The organism is Marinobacter sp. (genome assembly GCF_044799475.1).
GTDB lineage: Bacteria > Pseudomonadota > Gammaproteobacteria > Pseudomonadales > Oleiphilaceae > Marinobacter.
Window position 1 is genome coordinate 2436323 of record NZ_CP085217.1, and the last position, 20737, is coordinate 2457059.

The following is a 20737-nucleotide window of genomic DNA, read 5'->3' on the forward strand; positions in this document are numbered from 1 at the left end:
TCAGGCGCAGCCGCCTAACGGTTGCGCTTGAGACCCGTAGTGACCATTATCCGGGTGGCAATTTCCTCCACCGACGAGGTGGTGGTATTCATGTAGGAGATGCGTTCCCGCCGGTACATCAACTCGATTTCCTCCACTTCATGCAGACACTGCTTGATGGATGAGTAGCGGGAATTTGGTCGTCTTTCATGGCGAATGCTGGCAAGCCGCTCCGGCTCGATGGTCAGGCCAAAAATCTTTTCCTTGTGGGGGCGCAGCGGCGCTGGCAACTGCTGATCATCCAGATCTTCTTCCGTGATGGGATAGTTCGCCGCCTTTATTCCGTATTGCAGGGCCAGATACAGGCAGGTTGGCGTCTTGCCGCTGCGGGAAGCGCCCACGAGTATCAGGTCAGCCTCATCGTAGTGGCGTGTGCGTGCGCCATCATCATTGTCCAGGGCGAAATTGACCGCGTGAATCCGCCGTTCATAGTTGCTTTCATTGTTGATCGCGTGGGAGCGGCCGACCGTGTAGGAGGAGGAGGCCTGGAGTTCGGTTTCCAGGGGGTGGAGAAAGGTACCAAAAATATCCACCATGAAACCGTTGGCCCGGGCGATGACCTCACGGATGGTGTCATTGACGATGGTGTCAAAAACCAGGGGTTTGTCTCCATCCAGCTCCGTGGCCTGGTTGATCCGTGCGACAAGGTCTTCGGCTTTCTCGACGGTGTCAATATAAGGCACGGTGATTCTCTCGAATTCAATTTTCTCGAACTGGGCCAGCAGGCTGTTGCCCAGCGCTTCGGCCGTGAGGCCGGTGCCATCGGAGATAAAAAACGCGGTTCGTTTCATGGTTTTTTGCTCACTCCATTACAACGGATTATGGCGGGGATCCAAATGCATGAGCGCATTGGTAAGGGCCTGGTTGGCTAGGTAATCCTTGCAGGTTACAGTATGATACCCGCCAGATTCGAGAGCAGCGGAATGATTTTTGGCTCTTTGCTATACAGACTCAGGGGAGATGCGCTTTGGAAGATTACATTATCTGGTTTGAGGACCTGGGCATGTCTGATGTTGACCGGGTTGGAGGCAAAAATGCCTCACTCGGGGAAATGATCAGTAATCTTGCCAATGCAGGGGTCACGGTGCCTGGCGGGTTTGCCACCACAGCTTATGCCTACCGTGAATTCCTTGCCAAGGACGGGCTGAAAGAGCGCATTGATAACGCCCTGGATATTCTGGACGTCAGTGATGTCAATGAGCTTGCCCGGGTTGGCGCCCAGATCCGTGAGTGGGTGGTAGACACGCCACTGCCGCAGGCGCTCGAGCAGGCCCTTGAAGCGGCCTACGACCAGCTGCGCGCGGCCAACAGCAACATGGCGGTTGCCGTGCGTTCTTCCGCCACCGCAGAAGACCTGCCAGACGCCTCTTTTGCCGGCCAGCAGGAAACCTTTCTTAATATTGTCGGCCTTCAGCAGGTCAAGACGGCCGTCAAGGAAGTCTTCGCCTCACTGTTCAATGATCGCGCCATTTCCTATCGCGTGCACCATGGCTTTGATCACAAGCTGGTGGCCCTCTCTGCCGGCATCCAGAAAATGGTTCGCAGCGAGACTGCCGCCAGCGGTGTGATGTTCACCCTGGATACGGAATCGGGCTTCCAGGATGTGGTGTTCATTACCGCGTCCTACGGTCTGGGGGAGACAGTCGTCCAGGGTGCGGTCAACCCGGATGAATTCTATGTCCACAAGCCGACGCTGAATGCCGGCCGTCCGGCCGTGTTGCGCCGCAATCTTGGCAGCAAGGCCATCAAGATGGTCTATGGTGGCAATCAGGAAGCCGGAAGCTCCGTTGATACGGTAAAAGTGGACCAGGACGAAAGAAACCGCTTCTGCATAACCGACACCGAGGTCTCCGAACTGGCCAGGCAGGCCATGATCATCGAAGACCACTATAAGCGGCCCATGGACATAGAGTGGGCGAAGGACGGCGACGATGGCCGCATCTATATCGTTCAGGCCCGCCCCGAAACGGTGAAGAGCCGGGCTACCGCGAATGTGATGGAGCGTTATCTGCTCAACGAGACCGGCAAGGTCATTGTGGAAGGTCGCAGCATCGGCCACAAGATCGGCAGCGGCAAGGTACGGATTGTCACCAGCATCAACGAAATGGACCGGGTGCAGGCCGGTGACGTACTGGTAACCGACATGACAGACCCGGACTGGGAACCCGTCATGAAACGGGCGGCTGCAATTGTCACTGACCGTGGCGGCCGTACCTGTCACGCTGCCATTATTGCCCGCGAGCTGGGTATTCCGGCGGTAGTCGGCTGCGGTGATGCCACCGAAATACTGAAGGATGGCCAGGCCGTTACGGTTTCCTGCGCCGAGGGCGATACCGGTCTGATCTACGAGGGCCAGCTGGATTTCGAGCTGCGTGAAAACACCGTTGAATCCATGCCTGACATCCCCTTCAAGATCATGATGAATGTGGGTAATCCTGATCGGGCCTTTGATTTCCAGTCTCTCCCCAACGAGGGGGTTGGCTTGGCACGGCTTGAGTTCATCATCAACCGGATGATCGGCGTCCATCCCAAGGCACTTCTCAACTTTGAGGGTCTGCCCCGGGATATCCGGCAGACGGTGGAAAAGCGCATCTCCGGCTACAGTTCGCCGGTGGACTTTTACGTGGACAAGCTGGTGGAAGGCATCTCTACCCTTGCTGCAGCCTTTGCTCCCAAAAAAGTCATCGTCCGTCTGTCGGATTTCAAATCCAATGAGTACGCCAACCTGATTGGCGGCACCCTGTACGAACCTGACGAAGAAAACCCGATGCTGGGCTTCCGCGGTGCGTCCCGTTACATCTCGGAAACTTTCCGCGACTGTTTTGAGCTGGAATGCCGGGCCCTGAAACGGGTGCGGGACGAGATGGGCCTCGACAATGTCGAGATCATGGTGCCTTTTGTCCGCACGGTGGGTGAGGCCCGTCAGGTGGTGGATCTTCTTGCGGAAAATGGCCTGCGCCGGGGCGAAAACGGGCTCCGCCTGATCATGATGTGCGAGCTGCCAGCCAACGCCATTCTGGCTGACGAGTTCCTTGAGTCATTTGACGGCTTTTCCATCGGTTCCAATGACCTGACCCAGCTGACCCTTGGCCTGGACCGGGACTCCGGCATCGTGGCTCACCTGTTTGATGAACGTAATGAAGCGGTCAAGGCGCTCCTGTCCAACGCCATCCAGGCCTGCAAAAAAGCGGGCAAGTACGTGGGCATCTGTGGTCAGGGACCGTCAGATCATCCGGATCTGGCCAAATGGCTGATGGATCAGGGTATCGACAGTGTTTCCCTGAACCCGGATTCGGTTCTGGATACCTGGTTCTTCCTTGCTGAAGAACAGGTGGAGGCCTGACACCTGAGTGGGTTTCAGTAAACAGACAGGAGAATGCGAGTGTCGACAGTAACGCCTGAGACGGTAGTGCCTGAAATAGTAACGCCTGATTTGTGCGATGACTTTCCCGAAGTGCGGGTTGTCGAGCCTGGATTCCGGAACTATGGCGGTGTTGAGGCCTTTGGCGGCGAGATTGTGACCGTGAAGTGCTTTGAAGACAACTCGGTGGTCAAGGAGCAGGTGGGTCTGCCCGGCCATGGCCGGGTCATGGTGGTTGATGGCGGCGGCTCCATGCGGGCGGCGCTACTGGGCGACATGCTCGCTGAGAAAGCCGCTGACAACGGCTGGTCAGGGCTGATCATCTACGGCTGTATCCGGGACGTGGACGTGATTGCCAGAACATCGCTGGGCGTCCAGGCACTGGGGTCCCATCCCCGTAAAACCGACAAGCGTGGTCTGGGCGACCTGAATCTTCCGGTGACATTCGGTGGGGTTACGTTCGAGCCCGGGCATTATGTCTATGCTGACAACAACGGTATTGTTGTTTCAGATAAGCCTCTCATCCCGGCCTGATGCACATCCGGACAGGCCAGCCAGAGTTTTCCCCCTGGCTGGTCCCTTTCTCTTCCCGGAGGATCAGCGTTTTACTTCGGTAATCTCAGTTCCCAGCAGATAGCCTTCGCCATCGGGCTCGCATCTGAGCACCCGCAGGCTAGTTTCGAAAGGTGGGAAGTTTTCGCTGCTCGATGGCAGCAGCGTTGCAAATTCTTCCCCTACCTCCGCCGGCTGCTCAACATAAAGCTGCATTCCCGTACCGCTCAGATCCCTGCAGACGCCAGTGAATGTGCGACCATCGCTGGCGGTGATCTGTATTTCCGTGTTGACCTGCATACGGTGAAAATCGCGTTTTTCAGAGTAATCTTTCATGGACATCGACATCTGGGACACCTCGGCTTTGCGTTTTAATAGTTATAGGGCCTGAGATATTTTCAGTCAAAGAATTAACAGTCATAAAAGGGAGGCCACACTCAGATATTTAGTGGCATGGTGCCGGCTGTGACACCATATGTGGGATTTCTAGCCTGTTCAGGCCCAGTTGTCGTGCTTTTTTGAGGGCTTGAATGCGGGCACCAGCAGAGCCAGAATTATGCCAAGTACCACGAGGCCCGCTCCAAGCAGCATGAAATCGGACTCACTCTTGGCTTCAAGGCGTTCTTTTTCAGCCGTGAGTACCTCCACCTCGTTGCGCAGGCGCTGAATGGATTCCTGCATTTCTTCATTTCGTTCTTTCAGGTTTATTGCGTCGGACGATATTGCCCGAAGTTCGTTGAGTTTCTCGGCCAGGTCCCCGGACCGGTTTTCCAGCTGTTGTTCCGACGCTGCCAACTGATCCCTTTCTGCCTGGGTCTGCGCCAGTGTTGCCCGGAGTTCCGATAGCTCACTTTTGGCTTTTTCCAGCTCCTGCTGAGCGGCGGCCAGGCGGTCGCGTGCGATGGGCTGCTCGCTCAGAAACCGGGTTACAATCCAGCCTTCCAGACCGTCCGGCGTCCGCACCCGGCTGTAACCGGATTCACTGCGCTCCAGCAGCTCCAGCGGAGTGCCGCTGCGCAGGCCATTGTGCAGGATGCGGAACTGGGTTCCCTCGCCGCTACGGAGCGGTGCGTAAAGGGTGTCGTCGATATACACCGTCCTCGCCTGCAGTGGAAGGCAGAGGGCGGTCAGTAGTATCAGGGCAATCAGACGAAATCGTGTCACAAAGTCATTCCTGCTGGTCTTTATGGAAGGCGCTTCAGAGGGGCAATTCTGGCATAGTTCCGGAACCAATCAAGCCTGGCGACATTAAAATAAGCTCATGGGCTGCCTCCCGACGGATTTCTGCTCTGTCAGGGCAGGACCGCTCTGAATGGCTTGACCGTGACCTTCTGGTAGACGCCGGCCGCAACGTAGGGATCCGCGTCCGCCCAGAGCTCGGCAGCTTCCAGGGAGTCGAATTCGGCGATCACCAGGCTTCCGGTGAAGCCTGCGTCATTGGGTTCTTCGGTGTCCAGGGCAGGGTGCGGACCCGCTACCAGCAGGCGGCCCTCATTTTTCAGGTCTTCCAGGCGCTGGATGTGAGCAGGCCGTGCTGACTGACGCAAAGTCAGGCTGTCCGCAACGTCTTCGCTGAGAATGGCATAGTACATGGAGTTCTGGGCTCCTTCGGTATCGGTGGCTGGGAACAAACTGCTAAACTGATGTCCCATCGACTCGTGGTGCAGGGCATGGCCCGCACCCAACAGGACCATGTGTGACTATACCCCAAGCGCGATCCACCTGCATTGACCTTCACTGCCACAGCCGGGCGTCAGACGGCAAGTTGTCCCCCAGAGAGCTGGTTCAGAGAGCCGGTGAGCGGGGAGTTACCCATCTTGCCCTGACTGATCACGATACCATTGATGGTCTGGCCGAAGCTGGTGAGGCCGCAGCCGGGACGGGGGTTGAGCTGATTACCGGCATTGAGCTGTCCTGCGTCTGGAAAAGCCATACCATTCATGTGGTGGGGCTGGATTTCGATGCCGGATCACCGGCGCTGATCCGGGTCATTGCCGAGCAGAATGAAAACCGATGGCGTCGTGCCCGCACCATTGCTGAGCGTCTGACGCGGCTCAAAGCTCCGGATCTGCTGGACCAGGCCATAAAGTTTGCGGATGGTGATGTGCCTGGTCGTCCCCATTTTGCCCAGGCCCTGGTGGCGGCCGGAGTGGTGAAAGACCTCAATCAGGCGTTCAAACGCCACCTTGGCGCCGGAAAACCCGGGGACGTGAAGGCCTTCTGGCCGGAACTGGGTACGGTTGTTGACTGGGTGCGAAATGCCGGGGGGCTCACGGTGCTGGCGCATCCGCGGAAGTACAAGCTGACCGCCACCCGCCTGCGGAGCCTGGTGGATGATTTTCGCCGTTGTGGTGGCAATGCCCTTGAAGTTGTCACCTCAGGTCAGTCCAGCGGCGACCTGGGCTTTCTCGCCGAGCTTTGCCGGCGGGAAGGCATGTTGGCCTCTCAGGGAAGTGACTTTCATTTTCCCGGGGCGCCCTGGTGTGAGCTGGGCGTCATCCCGGCAATGCCAGAGGGCCTTACGCCTATCTGGCAGCACTTCCGGACGCCGGTCACAACACAGGTTCAGTCGACCGCCTGAGAGGCCTCAAGGCTGCTATTCCGGGGCGTGGAACAGCAGATAGAGGTCGGTCAGCGAATCGGGGATGGCTTCGGCCATCTGCTGGCTGAGCTTTTCGCTGTCCCGGACCTTCTGAAAATCTTCGTCGTCGAACAGTCCGGACAGCGTGAGCATGGGAACCAGCAGGTCTGCTGTTTCCGCCTCATCCGCCTCTTCCAGCCATGCTTCCTCATTTTCCAGGAAGGTCTCCACGAATCCCGCTGACCAGTTTTCCAACGCATTCATCGGATCCCCGTCCTCGGGTTCGGGCAGTTCCAGGGCCTGGCCCATGTCCAGGTGGTGGGCGAGGTCCCGCTGCAGTTTTTCAACCAGTGAGGTGAACGCACTGGGTACGCCGCTGGCCGGCACCTCATTCTGTCCCGTGGCCAGTCTGAAGAGGATGTCCGGAGTAAGGTCTACCGGTCCAACTACACTGGCGCATACGGCTCCATGCAGACCAAAAAAATCCAGGGCATCTTCGCCCCAGGGGTCAGCAAAGAGGATGTCTTCAAGGGATTCAATTTCGGAATTGGATAACATCAAAACTCCCAGGGGTTAGCCCTGCGATGACGGGAAGGGGAGACCGGCGTGGTCTCCCCTGAGATTGGTCACTGGCTGCCAGAGTGCTGTTCGTTCTGGTTGGCCGGGTCATCGGCTTTGCCTTCTGCTGCAGCTGCCTTTCTGGCCGCCTGCTGACGCTTACGGACCTCCCGGGGGTCGTTGTAGGCCCGCCCTGGAGTGGTTCCAACGGCAGTATCTGCTGGTGGCGGTGAAGCTTCAGCTGGCTGGGGAGCAGGTGCAGGCTCCGGTTTCTCCGGCAGTTGTTCCGTCCTGGTAACGGCTGCCTCGTCTGCACGTGGGGCGGGTGTTGCCGTTTCAGGGGCGCTTTCTTCCGGTAGCCTGGCTTCGGCGGGCTCTGGAGCTTTCGCGGGCTTTTCTGCCGCTGGCTCTTTCACTGGCTCCTTCACGTCAGCCGGGGCAGTTTCTGCCGGCGCTTCGGTTTTCGCAGTTGGGGCTGTTACCGCCTGCTCGGCTTCGCTCTTCGCAGCCTGAGGCTTTCTGGTGCCGCGTGGTCTCCTCGCGGCGGGCTTTTTTTCAGCCTGTTCGCCGGGCTGGGCCTGCTCCTGTTCGTCTTTCAGTGATTTGTCAGATTCAGCAGCTGGAGTAGCAGGTTGGGTAACCTGTTCAGCTTCAACTGTTTCGCTGACGTCAGAACCGGTCTTGCCGCTGTCAGCTTCTGTTGCCTTGCCAGCCTCGGCTTTGGGCGGCTGCTCGGTAGTCGCTGGCGCCTCTGGCGTCCGGGTCCTTTCCTCACTGATAACCGGCTGTTCTGGCTGCTCTGATTTCACTGTCTCCGGCTTTCTGGGTCCGCGCTGAGGGCCTGGAGCTTCCTTACGGCGCTCCTCTGTCTTGCCCTCCGCGGCCGCTTCGGTGACGCTGGCTTTACGATCAGCCGGCTTGCTGGCCGGTGCTTCTACCGGAGATCCATCCCGGTTACGCTGACGCCTTGGGCGACGCTTCTTCTCTTCGCCTCCGGCCTGTTCTGTACGTGCCGCTGGCGCCTGGGCTTTTTCAGCCTGGGGCTTGCGCTCCTCGTCACGGCCAGCGCTTTGAGGGCGATCGCTGGAGCGTGGCGATTCGGCCCGTCCTGATTCCGCGCCCTGGCTTCGAGTGCTGGTATCGCGGCTCTGATCGCGACCGCGTCCCCGACCACCGCCATCGCGGCCACCACCATCACGGCCACCACGACCCTTGCCACGACCTTCATCACCACCGCGGGCCTGGGGCGTGCCGGCAGGCCGTTCGCCGCTGCGTCTCCCTTCTGACTTGTCATCACGGGCAACGCGGGACTTCCGGCGCTCGGGTCGCTTCTGGCTTTCGCGCTGATCGGCACTGGGCCGGCCCGGCTGGGGAGTCTGGCGACTCCGGGTCTGGATGCTGCCCGCTTCTGCTTCATCTTCAGGGTTGAAAAGACTCGAGATTTTCCGGGACAGCTTGCGGAAGAGGCCTTCTTCTTCCTGGGTTTGCGGGGCTGCGGCCGGCGCCGCAGCGGGTGCAGGCGCACTGGCCCGAACTGCTTTGACAGCCGCTTCCTGGCGCACAACCTCCTTGCCTGAGGGTGCCTCGGCGGCCTCTTCTTCGCGCTCGGAGTATTCGTGAGCAATCTGGTAGCTTGAGGCGCGCTCGGTACCGCTTTCGTCATCCCGCATACGCAGGATCTCGAAGTGAGGGGTGTCCATGTGGGGGGCGGGGACCACCATGATTTCCACTTCCTGACCGGTCTCGATATCCGCAATCTGCCTGCGTTTTTCGTTCAGCAGGAAGGTGGCTACGGAAATCGGCACAATTGCTCTGACCTGGCCGGTTTTGTCCTTGGAGGCCTCTTCATAGATGAGGCGCATGATGCTCAGCGCCAGAGATTCGATATCACGGATGGTACCCTGACCGTTACAGCGCGGGCAGACTTCACTGCGGGTCTCGCCGAGGGACGGGCGCAGCCGCTGCCGTGACATTTCCAGCAGACCAAAGCGGGAAATCTTGCCGACCTGAACCCTTGCCCGGTCGATTTCCAGGGCTTCGCGCACCTTCTGCTCTACTTCCCGCTGGTGTTTTGCAGGAGTCATGTCGATGAAGTCGATGACAATCAGGCCGCCCATGTCCCTCAGCCGGAGCTGACGGGCGATCTCTTCCGCGGCTTCCAGGTTGGTCTGCAGGGCAGTCTCTTCAATGTCATGGCCCTTGGTGGCACGGGAGGAGTTGATGTCAATTGACACCAGGGCTTCCGTTGGATCAATGACGATCGAGCCGCCTGAAGGCAGCTTTACTTCACGCTGAAAGGCGGTTTCGATCTGGCCTTCAATCTGGTACCGGCTGAACAGGGGGATCTCGTCTTCGTACAGTTTGATCTTGTTCTCAAAGCTTGGCATCACCGCACGGACGAAGTTTAATACATCCTCGTGAACCTCTGCCGAGTCGATCAGCACCTCACCAATGTCCTGGCGCAGATAATCCCTGACGGCGCGGATGATGACGTTGCTTTCCTGATGGATCAGAAAGGGAGCTTTACGCTCTTTGGAAGCCTCGGTAATGGCCTCCCAGAACTGAACCAGATAGTCCAGGTCCCACTGCAGCTCTTCCGCCGTGCGCCCGATGCCGGCAGTTCTCACAATGATGCCCATGGACTTGGGCACCTGGACGCCATTCATGGCTTCTTTGAGTTGGGCTCGCTCTTCACCCTCAATGCGGCGCGAAATGCCACCGGCGCGGGCGTTGTTGGGCATGAGCACAAGATAACGGCCAGCGAGGGAAATAAAGGTGGTCAGTGCTGCACCCTTGTTGCCGCGCTCTTCCTTGTCCACCTGGACAATGACTTCCTGGCCCTCAGATACTACTTCCTTGATATTGACCTTGCCTTCAATCTGGCCGGGGGATTTGCGGAAGTATTCCTTCGAGATTTCCTTGAGGGGGAGGAATCCGTGACGGTCGGCACCGAAGTCCACAAAGGCTGCTTCGAGGCTTGGCTCGACGCGGGTTATGCGACCTTTGTAAATATTGGACTTCTTCTGCTCCCGTGAGCTGGATTCTATATCAAGGTCAAACAGGCGTTGACCATCGACAAGGGCGACGCGCAACTCTTCTGGGTGAGTTGCATTGATTAGCATTCTTTTCATGGAAAGGGGTGTTTCCTGTCGTTAAATGAAGACAGAAAACCAGACTGGAGGGCATCTGCGAAGCAGAACCTGCGCACTGTCGCGGGCTTGTCATGCCTGCGGCCAGACCATTCAGACGGGGAGGGAAAACCGTCCCGCTCGTCTGAAAAAACCGCTTGCCATCCGTTTGCCAGCAGGCCGGGGAAGGTGTCGGGCAGTTATTGTCTGTTTACGCATGTTTTCCGATGTCAATTTCACGCGGGTACCTGGGTCTCACGTCGTATTCGTAAGCTGGACGGCCCGGTCCTGCGTGCGGGTAATGAATCTTCGCGATGTCGTCCGTCGGGTTTCCCGTACGGTTTAAATTCCTGCCTCCGACTCCGTGCTGCGCCTTTCAAATGGCGTGCCGGCATTTACCGGAAGCGTTTTGCCGCCGCAGCCCCTGATGATTGCGCTGTCGGCGTTCAAACTCTCTGTTAGTGTCGGTATACTTCAGCCGCTCCGGCCACAGGCGAATCGGCCAGGCCGTAGACAAATGGAGAAGCATTCCGGAATATAACAGCATTCCATGGCCTCATCAATCCCGCGCGCCTCTACGCTGGCGTGCTGTCAATCATCAGGATTCCATGTCCGATTACAGAGTAGGAAAGTCCGCGCGTCCAACCCGTAAGAAGCAGGGACCGGGGCCGGCTGAAGGCCGCCGTCAGGCGCCGGCTGGACCGGAGCCCGGGAGTCCGCCCGAAACTGTTCGCAGCGCAGTCCAGTGGCTGACCGTGGACCCGGAAAACGAAGGTCAGCGGCTGGATAATTACCTCATGGCGTTGTTCCGGGGCGTGCCGCGCAGCCTGATCTACCGGGTCATTCGCAAGGGTGAGGTGCGCATCAACAAGGGCCGGGTGCGACCCGATACCCGGATTCGCGCCGGTGACCAGGTCCGGGTGCCGCCTCTGAGCCAGAAAACAAAGGAAGAAAAGGCGCCCCCCGGTTCGCGGGTTCAGGGGGTGATTGAAGGCGCTGTAATCTTTGAGAACGACGATATGCTGGTGGTCAACAAGCCCTCCGGAATTGCGGTGCATGGGGGAAGCGGACTTGATTTTGGGCTCATAGAGGTTCTGCGCGCCGCGAGACCTGCCGCCCGTTTTCTCGAGCTTGTTCATCGGTTGGACCGGGACACATCCGGCCTCGTGATGATTGCCAAGAAACGCTCGGCTTTGCGTCATTTGCAGGAAGAGCTACGTCAGAGGCGGGTTCGTAAACATTACCACGCGCTGGTTGAGGGCAACTGGCCCGCGACTGTTACCATTGTTGATGAGCCCCTCCTCAGATTCGAGTTAAAGTCAGGGGAGCGGCGCGTGCGGATTGATCAGAGCGGCAAGGCATCCCGTACTCTTTACCAGGTGCTGTCCGTATTCGAAGGTTACACGCTCGTCCAGGCATCCCCGGTCACCGGGCGAACCCATCAGATTCGCGTGCATTGTGCGCACATGGGTCATCCGGTTGCCGGTGACGACAAGTACATGGATGACGCAGGCCAGAGGGCCTTTCGTTCCATCGGAGGGCAGCGACTGATGCTGCATGCCAGGGCGCTTCAGTTTGAGCTGCCCGGAAATGGCGGGAACATGGAGCTCGAAGCGCCCTGGGACGAGGCCTTTGCTGCGCTGGTTGACAAGCTGGCAGGGCGTCGGAAGTCAGGGCCGGCAGGGGCATAATCAGACAGTAAGCATTTAGAGAGGTCAGGCTGTATGGCATTTAAAGTCGCCATTTTTGACTGGGACGGGACGCTGGTCGATTCCGTAGAGCACATTGCCGAAAGCCTCCATCAGGCGGCTACGGAACTTGGTTTCCCGGCCCTTGAGCGCAATGCATACCGCAACATTATCGGACTCGGTATGGTGGAGGCTCTGGACATGCTGTATCCGGGGCTGAGCAGGGAGCAGATGACGTCTATAAGGGAGGGCTATGCCCGTTATTTTTTTGCCAAAGCTACAATGCCCCAGAACGTGTTCGCGGGAATGGCCGATGTGCTGGCTGACCTGCGCACAGGTGGCCGGGGATGCGCAGTAGCAACGGGCAAGAGTCGCCGGGGACTGGAGAAAGCACTGCTGACCAGCGAACTGGGCCAGCATTTTGACCTGACACGCTGCGCCGATGAGACCCGGTCCAAGCCTGATCCAGCGATGCTCGCCGAGATTGTTGCGTTTTATGGTATCGAGCCCCATGAAGCCGTGATGATCGGCGACACCGTCTACGACATGGATATGGCCCAGCGCCTGGGTATGCCGGCCATTGGCGTGGAATGGGGCGTCCATGACCGGGAGGCCCTGGGTCAATTCTCACCCCGGGCAGTAGTGGGCTCGGTGAAAGATCTGCGGTTCGCACTGGGTATCTGACCCGGCGGAAAATGGGGCGCCCCGATCAGTCAGGGCTGCGACAAACGACAACTTTGAAAACAGACCAGGGTGGGTACAGGCACAATGTCAGATTGGGAATCGGATACAAAGCCAGGCTGGGGTTCGCCGGAATCCTCTTCCGCCAAAGGTTCGGGCGGGGAAAGCCGAAGCGACCGGAAGCTCATTGAAAAGCTGCTGATGTCCCAGCAGGCCGAGCAGCGCAAAAGCCGGCGCTGGGGCATTTTCTTCAAGCTGCTCACATTCACCTATCTCTTTGCCCTGCTGTTCCTGCTCTGGCCATTTGGCGATGGACTGCCAGTGGCTGCGAAAGAGCACACGGCGCTGGTTCAGATAGAGGGCCCCATTGCTTCAGATACGGATGCCAGTGCGGATCGAATCGTTGGTGCGATTCGTGAGGCTTTTGAAAATCCTGCAGCGAAAGCGCTGATTCTCAGGATTAACAGCCCTGGTGGGAGCCCCGTGCAGTCGGGTTATATCAATGACGAGATCGAACGACTGCGGGGCGAATATCCGGAGAAAAAAGTTTACGCGGTCATTGCGGATATTGGCGCTTCGGGAGCCTATTACATTGCAGTTGCGGCGAATGAAATCTATGCCGACAAGGCCAGTCTGGTCGGTTCCATAGGCGTGGTTTCCGGGAGTTTTGGCTTCACCGGTCTGATGGACAAGCTGGGAATTGACAGGCGGCTTTATACGGCGGGAGAAAACAAGTCCTTCCTTGATCCTTTCTCGCCAGAAGAAGAAGAGGAAGTAAACTTCTGGGAACAGGTGCTGGCCAATACCCATGATCAGTTTATCCAGCAGGTCAGGGAAGGTCGGGGTGACCGGCTGGCTGACAATCCCGAGCTGTTTTCGGGCCTTATATGGACGGGCGAACAGTCCGTCGAGCTCGGGCTGGTGGATGGGCTTGGGAGCGCCAGTTATGTTGCCAGGGAGATTGTCGGCCAGGAAGAGATGGTTGACTATACCCGCCGGCCGCCGGCTCTTGAGCAGCTGATGGAGCGGTTCGGCGTAGCTGTGGGTGGTGCGGTCGCGGACCAGGTCATTCAGTCCCGCCTCGAGTTGCGATAAGCCTCTCCCAGGGTATCCAGTCCCCATGCCCTGAGCAGGCTGTTCAGGGCTATGAGGGGCAGACCAATGAGGGAGTTGGGGTCGCGGCCCTCCATTCTCTCAAACAGCGTGATGCCCAGGCCCTCCATCCGGAAACTTCCGGCGCAGTCCAGGGGCTGCTCGGTAAGCAGGTAATGCTCAATGTCCTGGTCGTCAAGTTCGCGGAAAACAACCTGGAAGTTTTCGCAGAGACTGTCCATTCTCCCGCTGCTGGAGTCCAGCAGGGCCAGGCCAGTATGGAAGGTGACCGTCCGGCCGCTGCTGCGGCGGAGCTGGCGGCATGCCGTGTCATGGTCGCCCGGCTTGGTCAGTATGCTGCCATCCGGAAGGCATGCCACCTGATCGGAGCCCACAATCCAGTGATCGGGCCAGTCCGGGGCCAGAGCCTGCGCCTTTGCCTCTGCCAGCCGCTTGACCAGACTCGATGGGGTCTCATGGGGCAGGCTGCTTTCATCAACGTCCGGGCTGACTGCGGTAAAGGGCATGCCCAGCCGTGCGAGAAGGGCTTTCCGATAGGGGGAGGAAGAGGCCAGAACCAGGGGTTTCATTGCCATGGCTGTTTTGTTCTCCAAATGACCTTGATGGTAAACTGTGATGCAGGAACAGTCGATACTGGCTCAAAGGGCCCGGCCTGATCCGTAAATACCCTGAAATCCGCCAGCTGGCAGCCAATAACCCGATGAAGTCTTTGACACCAGTGCATCGGGGCCCTAAAATTGCGCGCCTATGTCAAAAGCACTGAAGTCCGAGCTACCCAAAACCATCGATCCCTACCGGTTTGCGGATCAGGAGAGTGTGCTCGAGGGATTCCTGCCACTGAGCGCGCTGGAGCGTTTTGCCGATTCCATTCTGGGGGCGGCATCCTCTGATCCACGTGAACAGTGCCAGGTTTCCCTGGTATTCGGCAAAGATGAAGAGCGGCGCCGGATTGTTTCCGGTGAACTGGTTGCAGATGTGATGCTGGAATGTCAGCGCTGCATGAAGCCGATGCCGGTCAGACTGTCCTCCAGCTTTATGCTGGCGCTGGTTACCAGTGATGAGCAGGCCAGAAACCTGCCAAAGGACCTTGAGCCGTTTCAGACGGACGGGTTTACGGCAAACCTCTGGGACCTTGTCGAAGACGAGTTGCTACTGGTTCTACCGCCGTTTCCGCTTCATGAGCGGGGTGAGTGTGAGGCCACGGCTGTTCTGGAAACATTTGAGCCGGATCCTGCAGCGGTGGTTCCGGACACTGAAAAACGTGAAAATCCGTTCAGCGTTCTGGCGGATTTGAAAAAAGACAGGCATTAATTCAGGAGGTTTCATGGCCGCACCTGAGCGGCCACGGGAACCTCGTTTTACGTACTCAAGTTTGAAAGGTCGGGAGCACTACCATGGCTGTACAGAAGAACCGAAAGACCCGTTCGAAGCGTGACATGCGTCGTTCCCACGATGCGCTGAGCGCACCCACACTGTCGACAGACAGCACTACCGGTGAAATTCATCGCCGTCACCATGTTTCGCCTGACGGTTTCTATCGTGGCAAGCAGGTAATCGAAGCGCGCGAAGAGTAAGTCATGAAGCCGCTGGGGTGGCGTTGCTGGTGGAACCGCAGGTGATGTCAGTTACCCTTGCGGTTGATGCAATGAGTGGTGACCTTGGCCCTGCCATAGTTGTCTCTGCAGCGCTTGGCGCGGTGAATGAAAACAAAGCCTTGAGTATCATGCTGGTGGGTAGCCGGCACGAGCTCGAGGCTTTGTTGCATCTGGAGCACCCCCGTATCCACATCGTGGAGGCGGCTGACGTTGTACGAATGAATGAGCGTCCTTCCCACGCTCTGCGACATAAACAGAATTCCTCCATGGCAGTGGCGCTGCAACTGGTCCGGGATGGAAGGGCCCAGGGCTGCGTCAGTGCGGGCAACACCGGCGCCCTGATGGCTTTCGGACGCTCCGTGCTCAGGATGTACCCCGGCATTGAACGTCCGGCCATCACCAAGCTGATTCCTTCGCTGCGAGGCCGCTGTCACGTGCTGGATCTTGGGGCCAATGTTGATGCAAGCGCCGAGAATCTCTACCAGTTTGCCGTCATGGGCTCTCTCATGGCTTCCGCTCTCGGCAATCTGCAGGAGCCCCGGGTCGCCCTTCTGAATGTGGGGGAGGAGGAGATCAAAGGCAACGAACAGGTCAAGCTTGCCTCCCACATGCTGGCTCAGAGCGAAACCCTCAACTATATAGGTTATGTGGAGGGCAGCGACCTTTTTCGTGACGTCGCGGATGTGGTGGTGTGCGATGGTTTTGTCGGAAACATTGCCCTTAAAACCGGGGAAGGCGTGGCAGGTCTGATGATCGAACTGCTTGAACAGGCGTTTACCAGGGGGCTATATGGGCGATTTGTGGGCTGGCTTGCGCGTCCGATCCTTGGCCGCCTCCTGCGTCTGATGGACCCTGGCCGACACAACGGCGCGAGCCTGCTGGGACTGCAGGGAGTCGTCATCAAAAGTCACGGCAACGCCAATGAGCGCGCCATGCTGGCGGCGATCCGTCAGGCAGTTCAGGAAGTCCAGCTTGAAGTTCCGCGCCGGATCAATGAGCGTCTTGATGACCTCCTGATGTAGCTGGTCGGATTACCGAATCGACAACCGTAGCTCCTGTCTGCCGATACCTTGTACTATTGGCTAATCTCAGGGTCTGCTCAATAACGGTAAGATCACGCTTATGAAATCAGCCTTTATTTTTCCAGGACAGGGGTCCCAGTCCATCGGCATGCTTGAAGCCGCCGCCGGACACTGGCCTATTATCGAGGGAACTTTTTCCGAGGCCTCTGAGGTGCTGGGCTACGATCTCTGGCAGCTATGTCAGAAGGGGCCGGAGGAAGAACTTAACAGCACAACGGTTACCCAGCCTGCGCTGCTCACCGCGAGCATTGCGCTGTGGCGGCAGTGGTTCATGGCCGGAGGCCGGCAGCCTGATCTTCTCGCAGGCCACAGTCTAGGCGAGTACAGCGCGCTCGTCGCGGCTGAGAGCCTCGATTTTTCCGATGCCATAAAACTGGTTCAGCTGCGGGGCGAACTGATGCAGACTGCGGTGCCAGCGGGCGAAGGCCGGATGGCCGCCATTCTTGGTCTGGATGATGACGAGGTGGTTGCGGCGTGTGACGAAGCGGCCGGCAACGACGTGGTCTCAGCTGTCAATTTCAACGCCCCTGGGCAGGTGGTTATTGCAGGGCATACCGCTGCCGTCGAACGGGCCATGCAAGCATGCAAGGGCCGCGGCGCCCGCAAGGCCATGCCGCTGCCTGTCAGCGTGCCCTCCCACTGCGCTCTGATGAAAGGGGCGGCTGGGGAACTGGCTTCGGCGCTCGAAGGAGTCAGTTTTAACAACGCTGTCATGCCGGTGGTGCAGAATGTCACTGCTTCACCTGAACAGGACCGGGAAAAGCTCAAGGCGAATCTGGTCAAGCAGCTGTATTCGCCAGTACTCTGGACAGATTGTGTGCGAACCCTGGTGAACCAGGGCGTCAGCGTTACAGTGGAATGCGGGTCAGGCCGCGTACTGGCCGGCCTGGTGAAACGGATCGACCGGAATCTGCCGGTCTTTGGCATTGAAACCCCTGAGTCGCTTCAGGCTGCACTGGATGCGGTGAACGAGGGAAAATAGTCCATCGTTAATGAAGGGCTGGTCGACAGGAAAGGAGTAGGCAATGTCGTTTGAGGGCAAGACTGCACTCGTTACCGGAGCCACCCGGGGAATAGGAAAGGCTATAGCCATGGCTCTTTCCAGAGAAGGCGCCATGGTTATAGGTACTGCCACCAGTGCCGAAGGCGCGGACGCCATCACGGCAGCATTCAGCGCCGAGGGCCTGAATGGTAGTGGAATCGTGATGAATGTGGCAGATGCAGAAAGCATTGACCAGGGCCTCAAGCAGGTGGCGGAAAAGGCCGGCTCGCCTTTGATTCTGGTCAACAACGCGGGTATAACCCGTGATAACCTGCTGATGAGAATGAAGGATGACGACTGGTCGTCGGTCATTGAAACCAATCTGGCCAGTGTCTTCCGCACCAGCAAAGCCGTCATGCGTGGCATGGCCAAGGCCCGGTGGGGGCGCATCATCAATATCAGCTCCGTGGTTGCGGGAATGGGCAATCCCGGACAGGTCAACTACTGCGCCGCCAAGGCCGGTGTTGAAGGCCTGACCCGAAGTCTGGCCAAGGAAATGGGTAACCGGGGGATCACCGCCAACTGTGTCGCACCCGGATTTATTGACACGGATATGACGCGAAAACTGGACGATGCCCAGCGTAGCGCTATGATGGAAGTCATACCCGCTGGCCGTTTCGGCGACCCGGGAGAAGTAGCGGCAGTGGTGGCTTTTCTCGCCTCTGACGCGGCCGCTTATGTGACCGGTGAAACCATCCATGTGAATGGTGGGATGTACATGGGCTAATGCATTTCGCAAGCCCTTGTAGCACAAGACTTTTGACACACACACCTGCTTGTTTGCGGGCAGGGTTTAAACTAAACTGGCAACCTTATTGTTGCTTGGTTGACATCAAAGTGAGGAAATTATGAGTACCATTGAAGAGCGCGTAAAGAAGATCGTTTGTGAACAGCTGGGCGTAAAGGAGTCCGAAGTTCAGAACACGTCTTCTTTTGTAGAGGACCTTGGCGCTGACTCACTGGACACCGTGGAGCTGGTCATGGCACTCGAAGAAGAGTTCGAAACCGAGATTCCTGACGAGGAAGCAGAAAAGCTCGCCAGTGTTCAGGACGCGATCGACTATATTGTCGCTCACACCTGATACTCTTTTCGACTTGCACGCCAAGCATAAGCCGTCCTGACATGTCAGGGACGGCTTTTTTATTGCTCCCGGAATCTCTGTCCGGGACGGCATTATCGTCATTTCCGGCAAACGGTTACCTCTGGTGCAGGCGCCGGTGACCTGGGTAGAGGTTTAGGTGAATAGCGTTATGGCTGAACGACGTGTTGTTATAACGGGTCTTGGCATGCTGTCCCCCCTGGGGAACGATGTTGCTTCGTGCTGGGAGGGGATTAAAGCCGGCAAAAGCGGTATAGGTCCGATTGAGCGTTTCGATACGGAGGGATACAACACCCGGATTGGAGGTGCCATCCGTAATCTGGATCTGGACGCCTGGCTGTCTCCCAAGGAGGCCCGCAAGCTGGACGCATTCCTGCATTATGGTCTGGTAGCGGCCCAGCAGGCTGTTGATGACAGCCGGCTCGGTGAATTTGAGGCCCTTGACCGTGAACGGGTGGGTGTTGCCATCGGTTCCGGAATCGGGGGCCTGGAATTTATCGAGAAGAACGTGCTGATCCTGAACGAAAGTGGGCCGCGCAAGGTTTCACCCTTCTTTGTTCCGGCCACGGTCATCAACATGATTGCCGGTAATGTGGCCATCCGTTTTGGCTATCAGGGACCGAACATCGCGATCACGACAGCCTGCACTACGGGCACTCACAATATCGGCTATGCTGCCCGTACGATCATGTATGGAGATGCGGATGTCATGCTGGCGGGTGGCTCCGAAATGGCTACCACAAAGACAGGTATTGCGGCATTTGCCTCCGCGCGGGCGCTGTCTACCCGCAATGACGAACCTCAGAAGGCGAGCCGTCCCTGGGATCGTGACCGCGACGGCTTTGTCTTGAGTGACGGCGCCGGTGTGCTGGTGCTTGAGGAGCTGGAGCATGCCCTGCGCCGGGGAGCGACCATTCATGGCGAAGTTGTGGGGTTTGGCATGAGTGATGATGCCCACCACATTACCTCTCCTCCAGAGTCCGGTGAAGGCGCCCAGCGGGCGATGAGGAATGCCATCCGGGATGCCGGCATAGATGGCCATGAGATCGACTACATCAACGCCCACGGCACCTCCACCCAGGTGGGTGACCTCGCTGAAGTGGCTGCAGTGAAAGCCGTGTTCGGTGCCCATGCCCACAAACTGGCTGTCAGCAGCACCAAATCCATGACCGGTCATCTTCTGGGTGCCGCCGGAGCAGTGGAGGCCATTTTTTCGGTGCTGGCTCTGCAGGAAGGCGTGCTGCCCCCCACCATCAATCTTGATAATCCGGACGAAGGCTGCGATCTGGACTTTGTGCCACACAAGGCACGATCAGCCGACCTGCGCTATGCCCTGTCCAATTCCTTCGGGTTCGGTGGCACCAACGGAACTCTGATTTTCCGTCGTTACGAGGGTTAACCGGGTTGATGCCGGATATTCTCTGGGCCGAGGCGGCGGATATACCCGCGAGCGATCGCGGGCTCGCCTATGGCGATGGCCTTTTTGAGACCATCAGGGTTTTTAATGGCCAGCCATCGCTTCTTCTGCGCCACCTGGATCGCTTGCGGGAAGGGGCCCGGAGGCTCGGCATCCCTCTGCAGGGTGTGGACCTGGGACGCCTTGTCAGCGAGGCCTGCCAGCGCTATGCCCGGGAGCCGGACTGGGTTCTCAAGATAATGCTGACCCGGGGTAGTGGGGGAAGAGGGTATGCACCCCCCTCATCCGCACGCCCCCGTTTGATCCTCGACGCTCATCCCGTCCCGGATAAGCCCGATTCGGCGGGAGTGACGGCCTGCATGTCGTCGGTAACCCTGGCGGTTAACCCCGTTCTTGCCGGTATGAAATCCCTGGCGCGGATCGAGCAGGTACTTGCGAGCCAGTCAATAAGGCCCGGATGTTATGAAGCATTGATGACCGACCCTTGTGGCCGGCTGCTCGAAGGAACCCGCACCAATCTTCTCCTTCGCCTCGGCGACCGCTGGCTGACGCCTCCCGCATCAGGGCTCGCTGTAGCGGGCATCATGCGCGCAAAGGTGATGGATGCCCTGGGTCGCGCCGGTGAAGCGGTTCGGGAAGGTCACCTGCTCCCCGCAATGCTTGCCTCCCGGGATTGCGGCGGGCTCTGGTTGATGAACAGCGTTATAGGAGTTGTGCCTGTTCGCAGCGTGGGTTGCGTCAGGTTGCCTGTCGCTCCCCGGCTTGCGACAATCGATCCTCAAAGCCTCTTTACGGAATAA

21 protein-coding genes are annotated in these 20737 nt (G+C 58.2%); 14 read left to right on the forward strand and 7 right to left on the reverse strand.

Translation table 11 applies throughout. The annotated features are described in order from the left end of the window. Window positions 1–14: 14 nt before the first annotated feature. Complete coding sequence (locus LG327_RS11290) at window positions 15–830, reverse strand: pyruvate, water dikinase regulatory protein (protein ID WP_404361909.1); 816 nt, start codon at window positions 828–830, stop codon at window positions 15–17. 212 nt (window positions 831–1042) lie between these two features. On the opposite strand from LG327_RS11290, the gene ppsA reads away from it, so the two are divergent. Next, window positions 1043–3382, forward strand: a complete 2340-nt coding sequence (gene ppsA / locus LG327_RS11295) for a phosphoenolpyruvate synthase (protein WP_404369369.1) — start codon at window positions 1043–1045, stop codon at window positions 3380–3382. Between the two features lie 33 nt (window positions 3383–3415). Beyond that, window positions 3416–3934: a ribonuclease E activity regulator RraA gene (gene rraA, locus LG327_RS11300; RefSeq protein ID WP_404361910.1), complete on the forward strand. Its 519-nt coding sequence runs from the start codon at window positions 3416–3418 to the stop codon at window positions 3932–3934. 63 nt (window positions 3935–3997) lie between these two features. Here rraA and LG327_RS11305 read toward each other — a convergent pair whose 3' ends face one another. The 3 genes from LG327_RS11305 to LG327_RS11315 all read right to left on the reverse strand — a co-directional run bounded on the left by LG327_RS11305 (window position 3998) and on the right by LG327_RS11315 (window position 5544). Beyond that, window positions 3998–4300 (reverse strand): PilZ domain-containing protein, encoded by a 303-nt coding sequence (locus LG327_RS11305; RefSeq protein WP_404361911.1) that lies wholly within the window; start codon window positions 4298–4300, stop codon window positions 3998–4000. A gap of 147 nt (window positions 4301–4447) precedes the next feature. Beyond that, window positions 4448–5116, reverse strand: a complete 669-nt coding sequence (locus LG327_RS11310; protein WP_404361912.1) for a TIGR04211 family SH3 domain-containing protein — start codon at window positions 5114–5116, stop codon at window positions 4448–4450. 128 nt (window positions 5117–5244) lie between these two features. Then, window positions 5245–5544, reverse strand: a complete 300-nt coding sequence (locus LG327_RS11315; RefSeq protein WP_404361913.1) for a YciI family protein — start codon at window positions 5542–5544, stop codon at window positions 5245–5247. A 104-nt stretch (window positions 5545–5648) separates the two neighbouring features. Between LG327_RS11315 and LG327_RS11320 the strand changes: the two genes are divergently transcribed. After that, window positions 5649–6533: a PHP domain-containing protein gene (locus tag LG327_RS11320; protein ID WP_404361914.1), complete on the forward strand. Its 885-nt coding sequence runs from the start codon at window positions 5649–5651 to the stop codon at window positions 6531–6533. A gap of 15 nt (window positions 6534–6548) precedes the next feature. On the opposite strand, the gene LG327_RS11325 is transcribed toward LG327_RS11320, so the two are convergent. Both LG327_RS11325 and rne read right to left on the reverse strand, forming a co-directional pair. Beyond that, complete coding sequence (locus tag LG327_RS11325) at window positions 6549–7091, reverse strand: YecA family protein (protein WP_404361915.1); 543 nt, start codon at window positions 7089–7091, stop codon at window positions 6549–6551. Window positions 7092–7159: 68 nt separating this feature from the next. After that, window positions 7160–10222: a ribonuclease E gene (rne, locus tag LG327_RS11330; protein WP_404361916.1), complete on the reverse strand. Its 3063-nt coding sequence runs from the start codon at window positions 10220–10222 to the stop codon at window positions 7160–7162. Between the two features lie 605 nt (window positions 10223–10827). On the opposite strand from rne, the gene rluC reads away from it, so the two are divergent. The 3 genes from rluC (at window position 10828) to LG327_RS11345 (ending at window position 13683) form a co-directional block, all read left to right on the forward strand. Next, window positions 10828–11910, forward strand: a complete 1083-nt coding sequence (gene rluC / locus LG327_RS11335; RefSeq protein WP_404361917.1) for a 23S rRNA pseudouridine(955/2504/2580) synthase RluC — start codon at window positions 10828–10830, stop codon at window positions 11908–11910. Between the two features lie 33 nt (window positions 11911–11943). Then, complete coding sequence (locus LG327_RS11340) at window positions 11944–12591, forward strand: HAD family hydrolase (protein WP_404361918.1); 648 nt, start codon at window positions 11944–11946, stop codon at window positions 12589–12591. A gap of 84 nt (window positions 12592–12675) precedes the next feature. Further along, window positions 12676–13683, forward strand: coding sequence for a S49 family peptidase (locus tag LG327_RS11345; protein WP_404361919.1), 1008 nt, complete (start codon window positions 12676–12678; stop codon window positions 13681–13683). On the opposite strand, the gene LG327_RS11350 is transcribed toward LG327_RS11345, so the two are convergent. Further along, window positions 13659–14270, reverse strand: a complete 612-nt coding sequence (locus tag LG327_RS11350) for a Maf family protein (protein WP_404369372.1) — start codon at window positions 14268–14270, stop codon at window positions 13659–13661. The two genes, LG327_RS11345 and LG327_RS11350, sit on opposite strands and share 25 nt — an antisense overlap. Before the next feature lie 178 nt (window positions 14271–14448). On the opposite strand from LG327_RS11350, the gene LG327_RS11355 reads away from it, so the two are divergent. From LG327_RS11355 to pabC, 8 genes are all read left to right on the forward strand, one after another. Continuing rightward, a complete protein-coding gene (locus tag LG327_RS11355; RefSeq protein WP_404361920.1) occupies window positions 14449–15012 on the forward strand; it encodes a YceD family protein in 564 nt (187 codons plus the stop codon). An 83-nt stretch (window positions 15013–15095) separates the two neighbouring features. Continuing rightward, window positions 15096–15275, forward strand: a complete 180-nt coding sequence (gene rpmF, locus LG327_RS11360; protein ID WP_404361921.1) for a 50S ribosomal protein L32 — start codon at window positions 15096–15098, stop codon at window positions 15273–15275. Window positions 15276–15316: 41 nt separating this feature from the next. Further along, the gene (gene plsX, locus LG327_RS11365; protein ID WP_404361922.1) at window positions 15317–16318 is read left to right on the forward strand and encodes a phosphate acyltransferase PlsX; all 1002 of its coding nucleotides are present in this window, start codon (window positions 15317–15319) and stop codon (window positions 16316–16318) included. A 100-nt stretch (window positions 16319–16418) separates the two neighbouring features. Continuing rightward, on the forward strand, window positions 16419–17360 hold the full coding sequence (fabD, locus tag LG327_RS11370; RefSeq protein ID WP_404361923.1) for an ACP S-malonyltransferase: 942 nt from the start codon (window positions 16419–16421) through the stop codon (window positions 17358–17360). A gap of 43 nt (window positions 17361–17403) precedes the next feature. Next, window positions 17404–18147 carry a 3-oxoacyl-ACP reductase FabG gene (fabG, locus tag LG327_RS11375; RefSeq protein ID WP_404361924.1) on the forward strand — a complete coding sequence of 248 codons (744 nt, stop codon included), beginning with the start codon at window positions 17404–17406 and terminating at the stop codon, window positions 18145–18147. Window positions 18148–18268: 121 nt separating this feature from the next. Further along, entirely contained in the window at window positions 18269–18502 is a 234-nt protein-coding gene (acpP, locus tag LG327_RS11380) for an acyl carrier protein (protein ID WP_404361925.1), read from the forward strand. A 169-nt stretch (window positions 18503–18671) separates the two neighbouring features. Continuing rightward, a complete protein-coding gene (gene fabF / locus LG327_RS11385) occupies window positions 18672–19919 on the forward strand; it encodes a beta-ketoacyl-ACP synthase II (protein WP_404361926.1) in 1248 nt (415 codons plus the stop codon). A gap of 8 nt (window positions 19920–19927) precedes the next feature. Beyond that, the gene (pabC, locus tag LG327_RS11390) at window positions 19928–20737 is read left to right on the forward strand and encodes an aminodeoxychorismate lyase (protein WP_404361927.1); all 810 of its coding nucleotides are present in this window, start codon (window positions 19928–19930) and stop codon (window positions 20735–20737) included.

What these genes read in the sequence shown, in the direction of transcription:
- LG327_RS11290 (WP_404361909.1), bottom strand. Translation starts at nt 830, where the DNA reads ATGAAACGAACCGCGTTTTTTATCTCCGATGGCACCGGCCTCACGGCC.
- ppsA (WP_404369369.1), top strand. Translation starts at nt 1,043, where the DNA reads ATGTCTGATGTTGACCGGGTTGGAGGCAAAAATGCCTCACTCGGGGAA.
- rraA (WP_404361910.1), top strand. Translation starts at nt 3,416, where the DNA reads ATGCGAGTGTCGACAGTAACGCCTGAGACGGTAGTGCCTGAAATAGTA.
- LG327_RS11305 (WP_404361911.1), bottom strand. Translation starts at nt 4,300, where the DNA reads ATGTCGATGTCCATGAAAGATTACTCTGAAAAACGCGATTTTCACCGT.
- LG327_RS11315 (WP_404361913.1), bottom strand. Translation starts at nt 5,544, where the DNA reads ATGTACTATGCCATTCTCAGCGAAGACGTTGCGGACAGCCTGACTTTG.
- LG327_RS11325 (WP_404361915.1), bottom strand. Translation starts at nt 7,091, where the DNA reads ATGTTATCCAATTCCGAAATTGAATCCCTTGAAGACATCCTCTTTGCT.
- rne (WP_404361916.1), bottom strand. Translation starts at nt 10,222, where the DNA reads ATGAAAAGAATGCTAATCAATGCAACTCACCCAGAAGAGTTGCGCGTC.
- rluC (WP_404361917.1), top strand. Translation starts at nt 10,828, where the DNA reads ATGTCCGATTACAGAGTAGGAAAGTCCGCGCGTCCAACCCGTAAGAAG.
- LG327_RS11340 (WP_404361918.1), top strand. Translation starts at nt 11,944, where the DNA reads ATGGCATTTAAAGTCGCCATTTTTGACTGGGACGGGACGCTGGTCGAT.
- LG327_RS11345 (WP_404361919.1), top strand. Translation starts at nt 12,676, where the DNA reads ATGTCAGATTGGGAATCGGATACAAAGCCAGGCTGGGGTTCGCCGGAA.
- LG327_RS11350 (WP_404369372.1), bottom strand. Translation starts at nt 14,270, where the DNA reads ATGAAACCCCTGGTTCTGGCCTCTTCCTCCCCCTATCGGAAAGCCCTT.
- LG327_RS11355 (WP_404361920.1), top strand. Translation starts at nt 14,449, where the DNA reads ATGTCAAAAGCACTGAAGTCCGAGCTACCCAAAACCATCGATCCCTAC.
- rpmF (WP_404361921.1), top strand. Translation starts at nt 15,096, where the DNA reads ATGGCTGTACAGAAGAACCGAAAGACCCGTTCGAAGCGTGACATGCGT.
- fabD (WP_404361923.1), top strand. Translation starts at nt 16,419, where the DNA reads ATGAAATCAGCCTTTATTTTTCCAGGACAGGGGTCCCAGTCCATCGGC.
- fabG (WP_404361924.1), top strand. Translation starts at nt 17,404, where the DNA reads ATGTCGTTTGAGGGCAAGACTGCACTCGTTACCGGAGCCACCCGGGGA.
- acpP (WP_404361925.1), top strand. Translation starts at nt 18,269, where the DNA reads ATGAGTACCATTGAAGAGCGCGTAAAGAAGATCGTTTGTGAACAGCTG.
- fabF (WP_404361926.1), top strand. Translation starts at nt 18,672, where the DNA reads ATGGCTGAACGACGTGTTGTTATAACGGGTCTTGGCATGCTGTCCCCC.
- pabC (WP_404361927.1), top strand. Translation starts at nt 19,928, where the DNA reads ATGCCGGATATTCTCTGGGCCGAGGCGGCGGATATACCCGCGAGCGAT.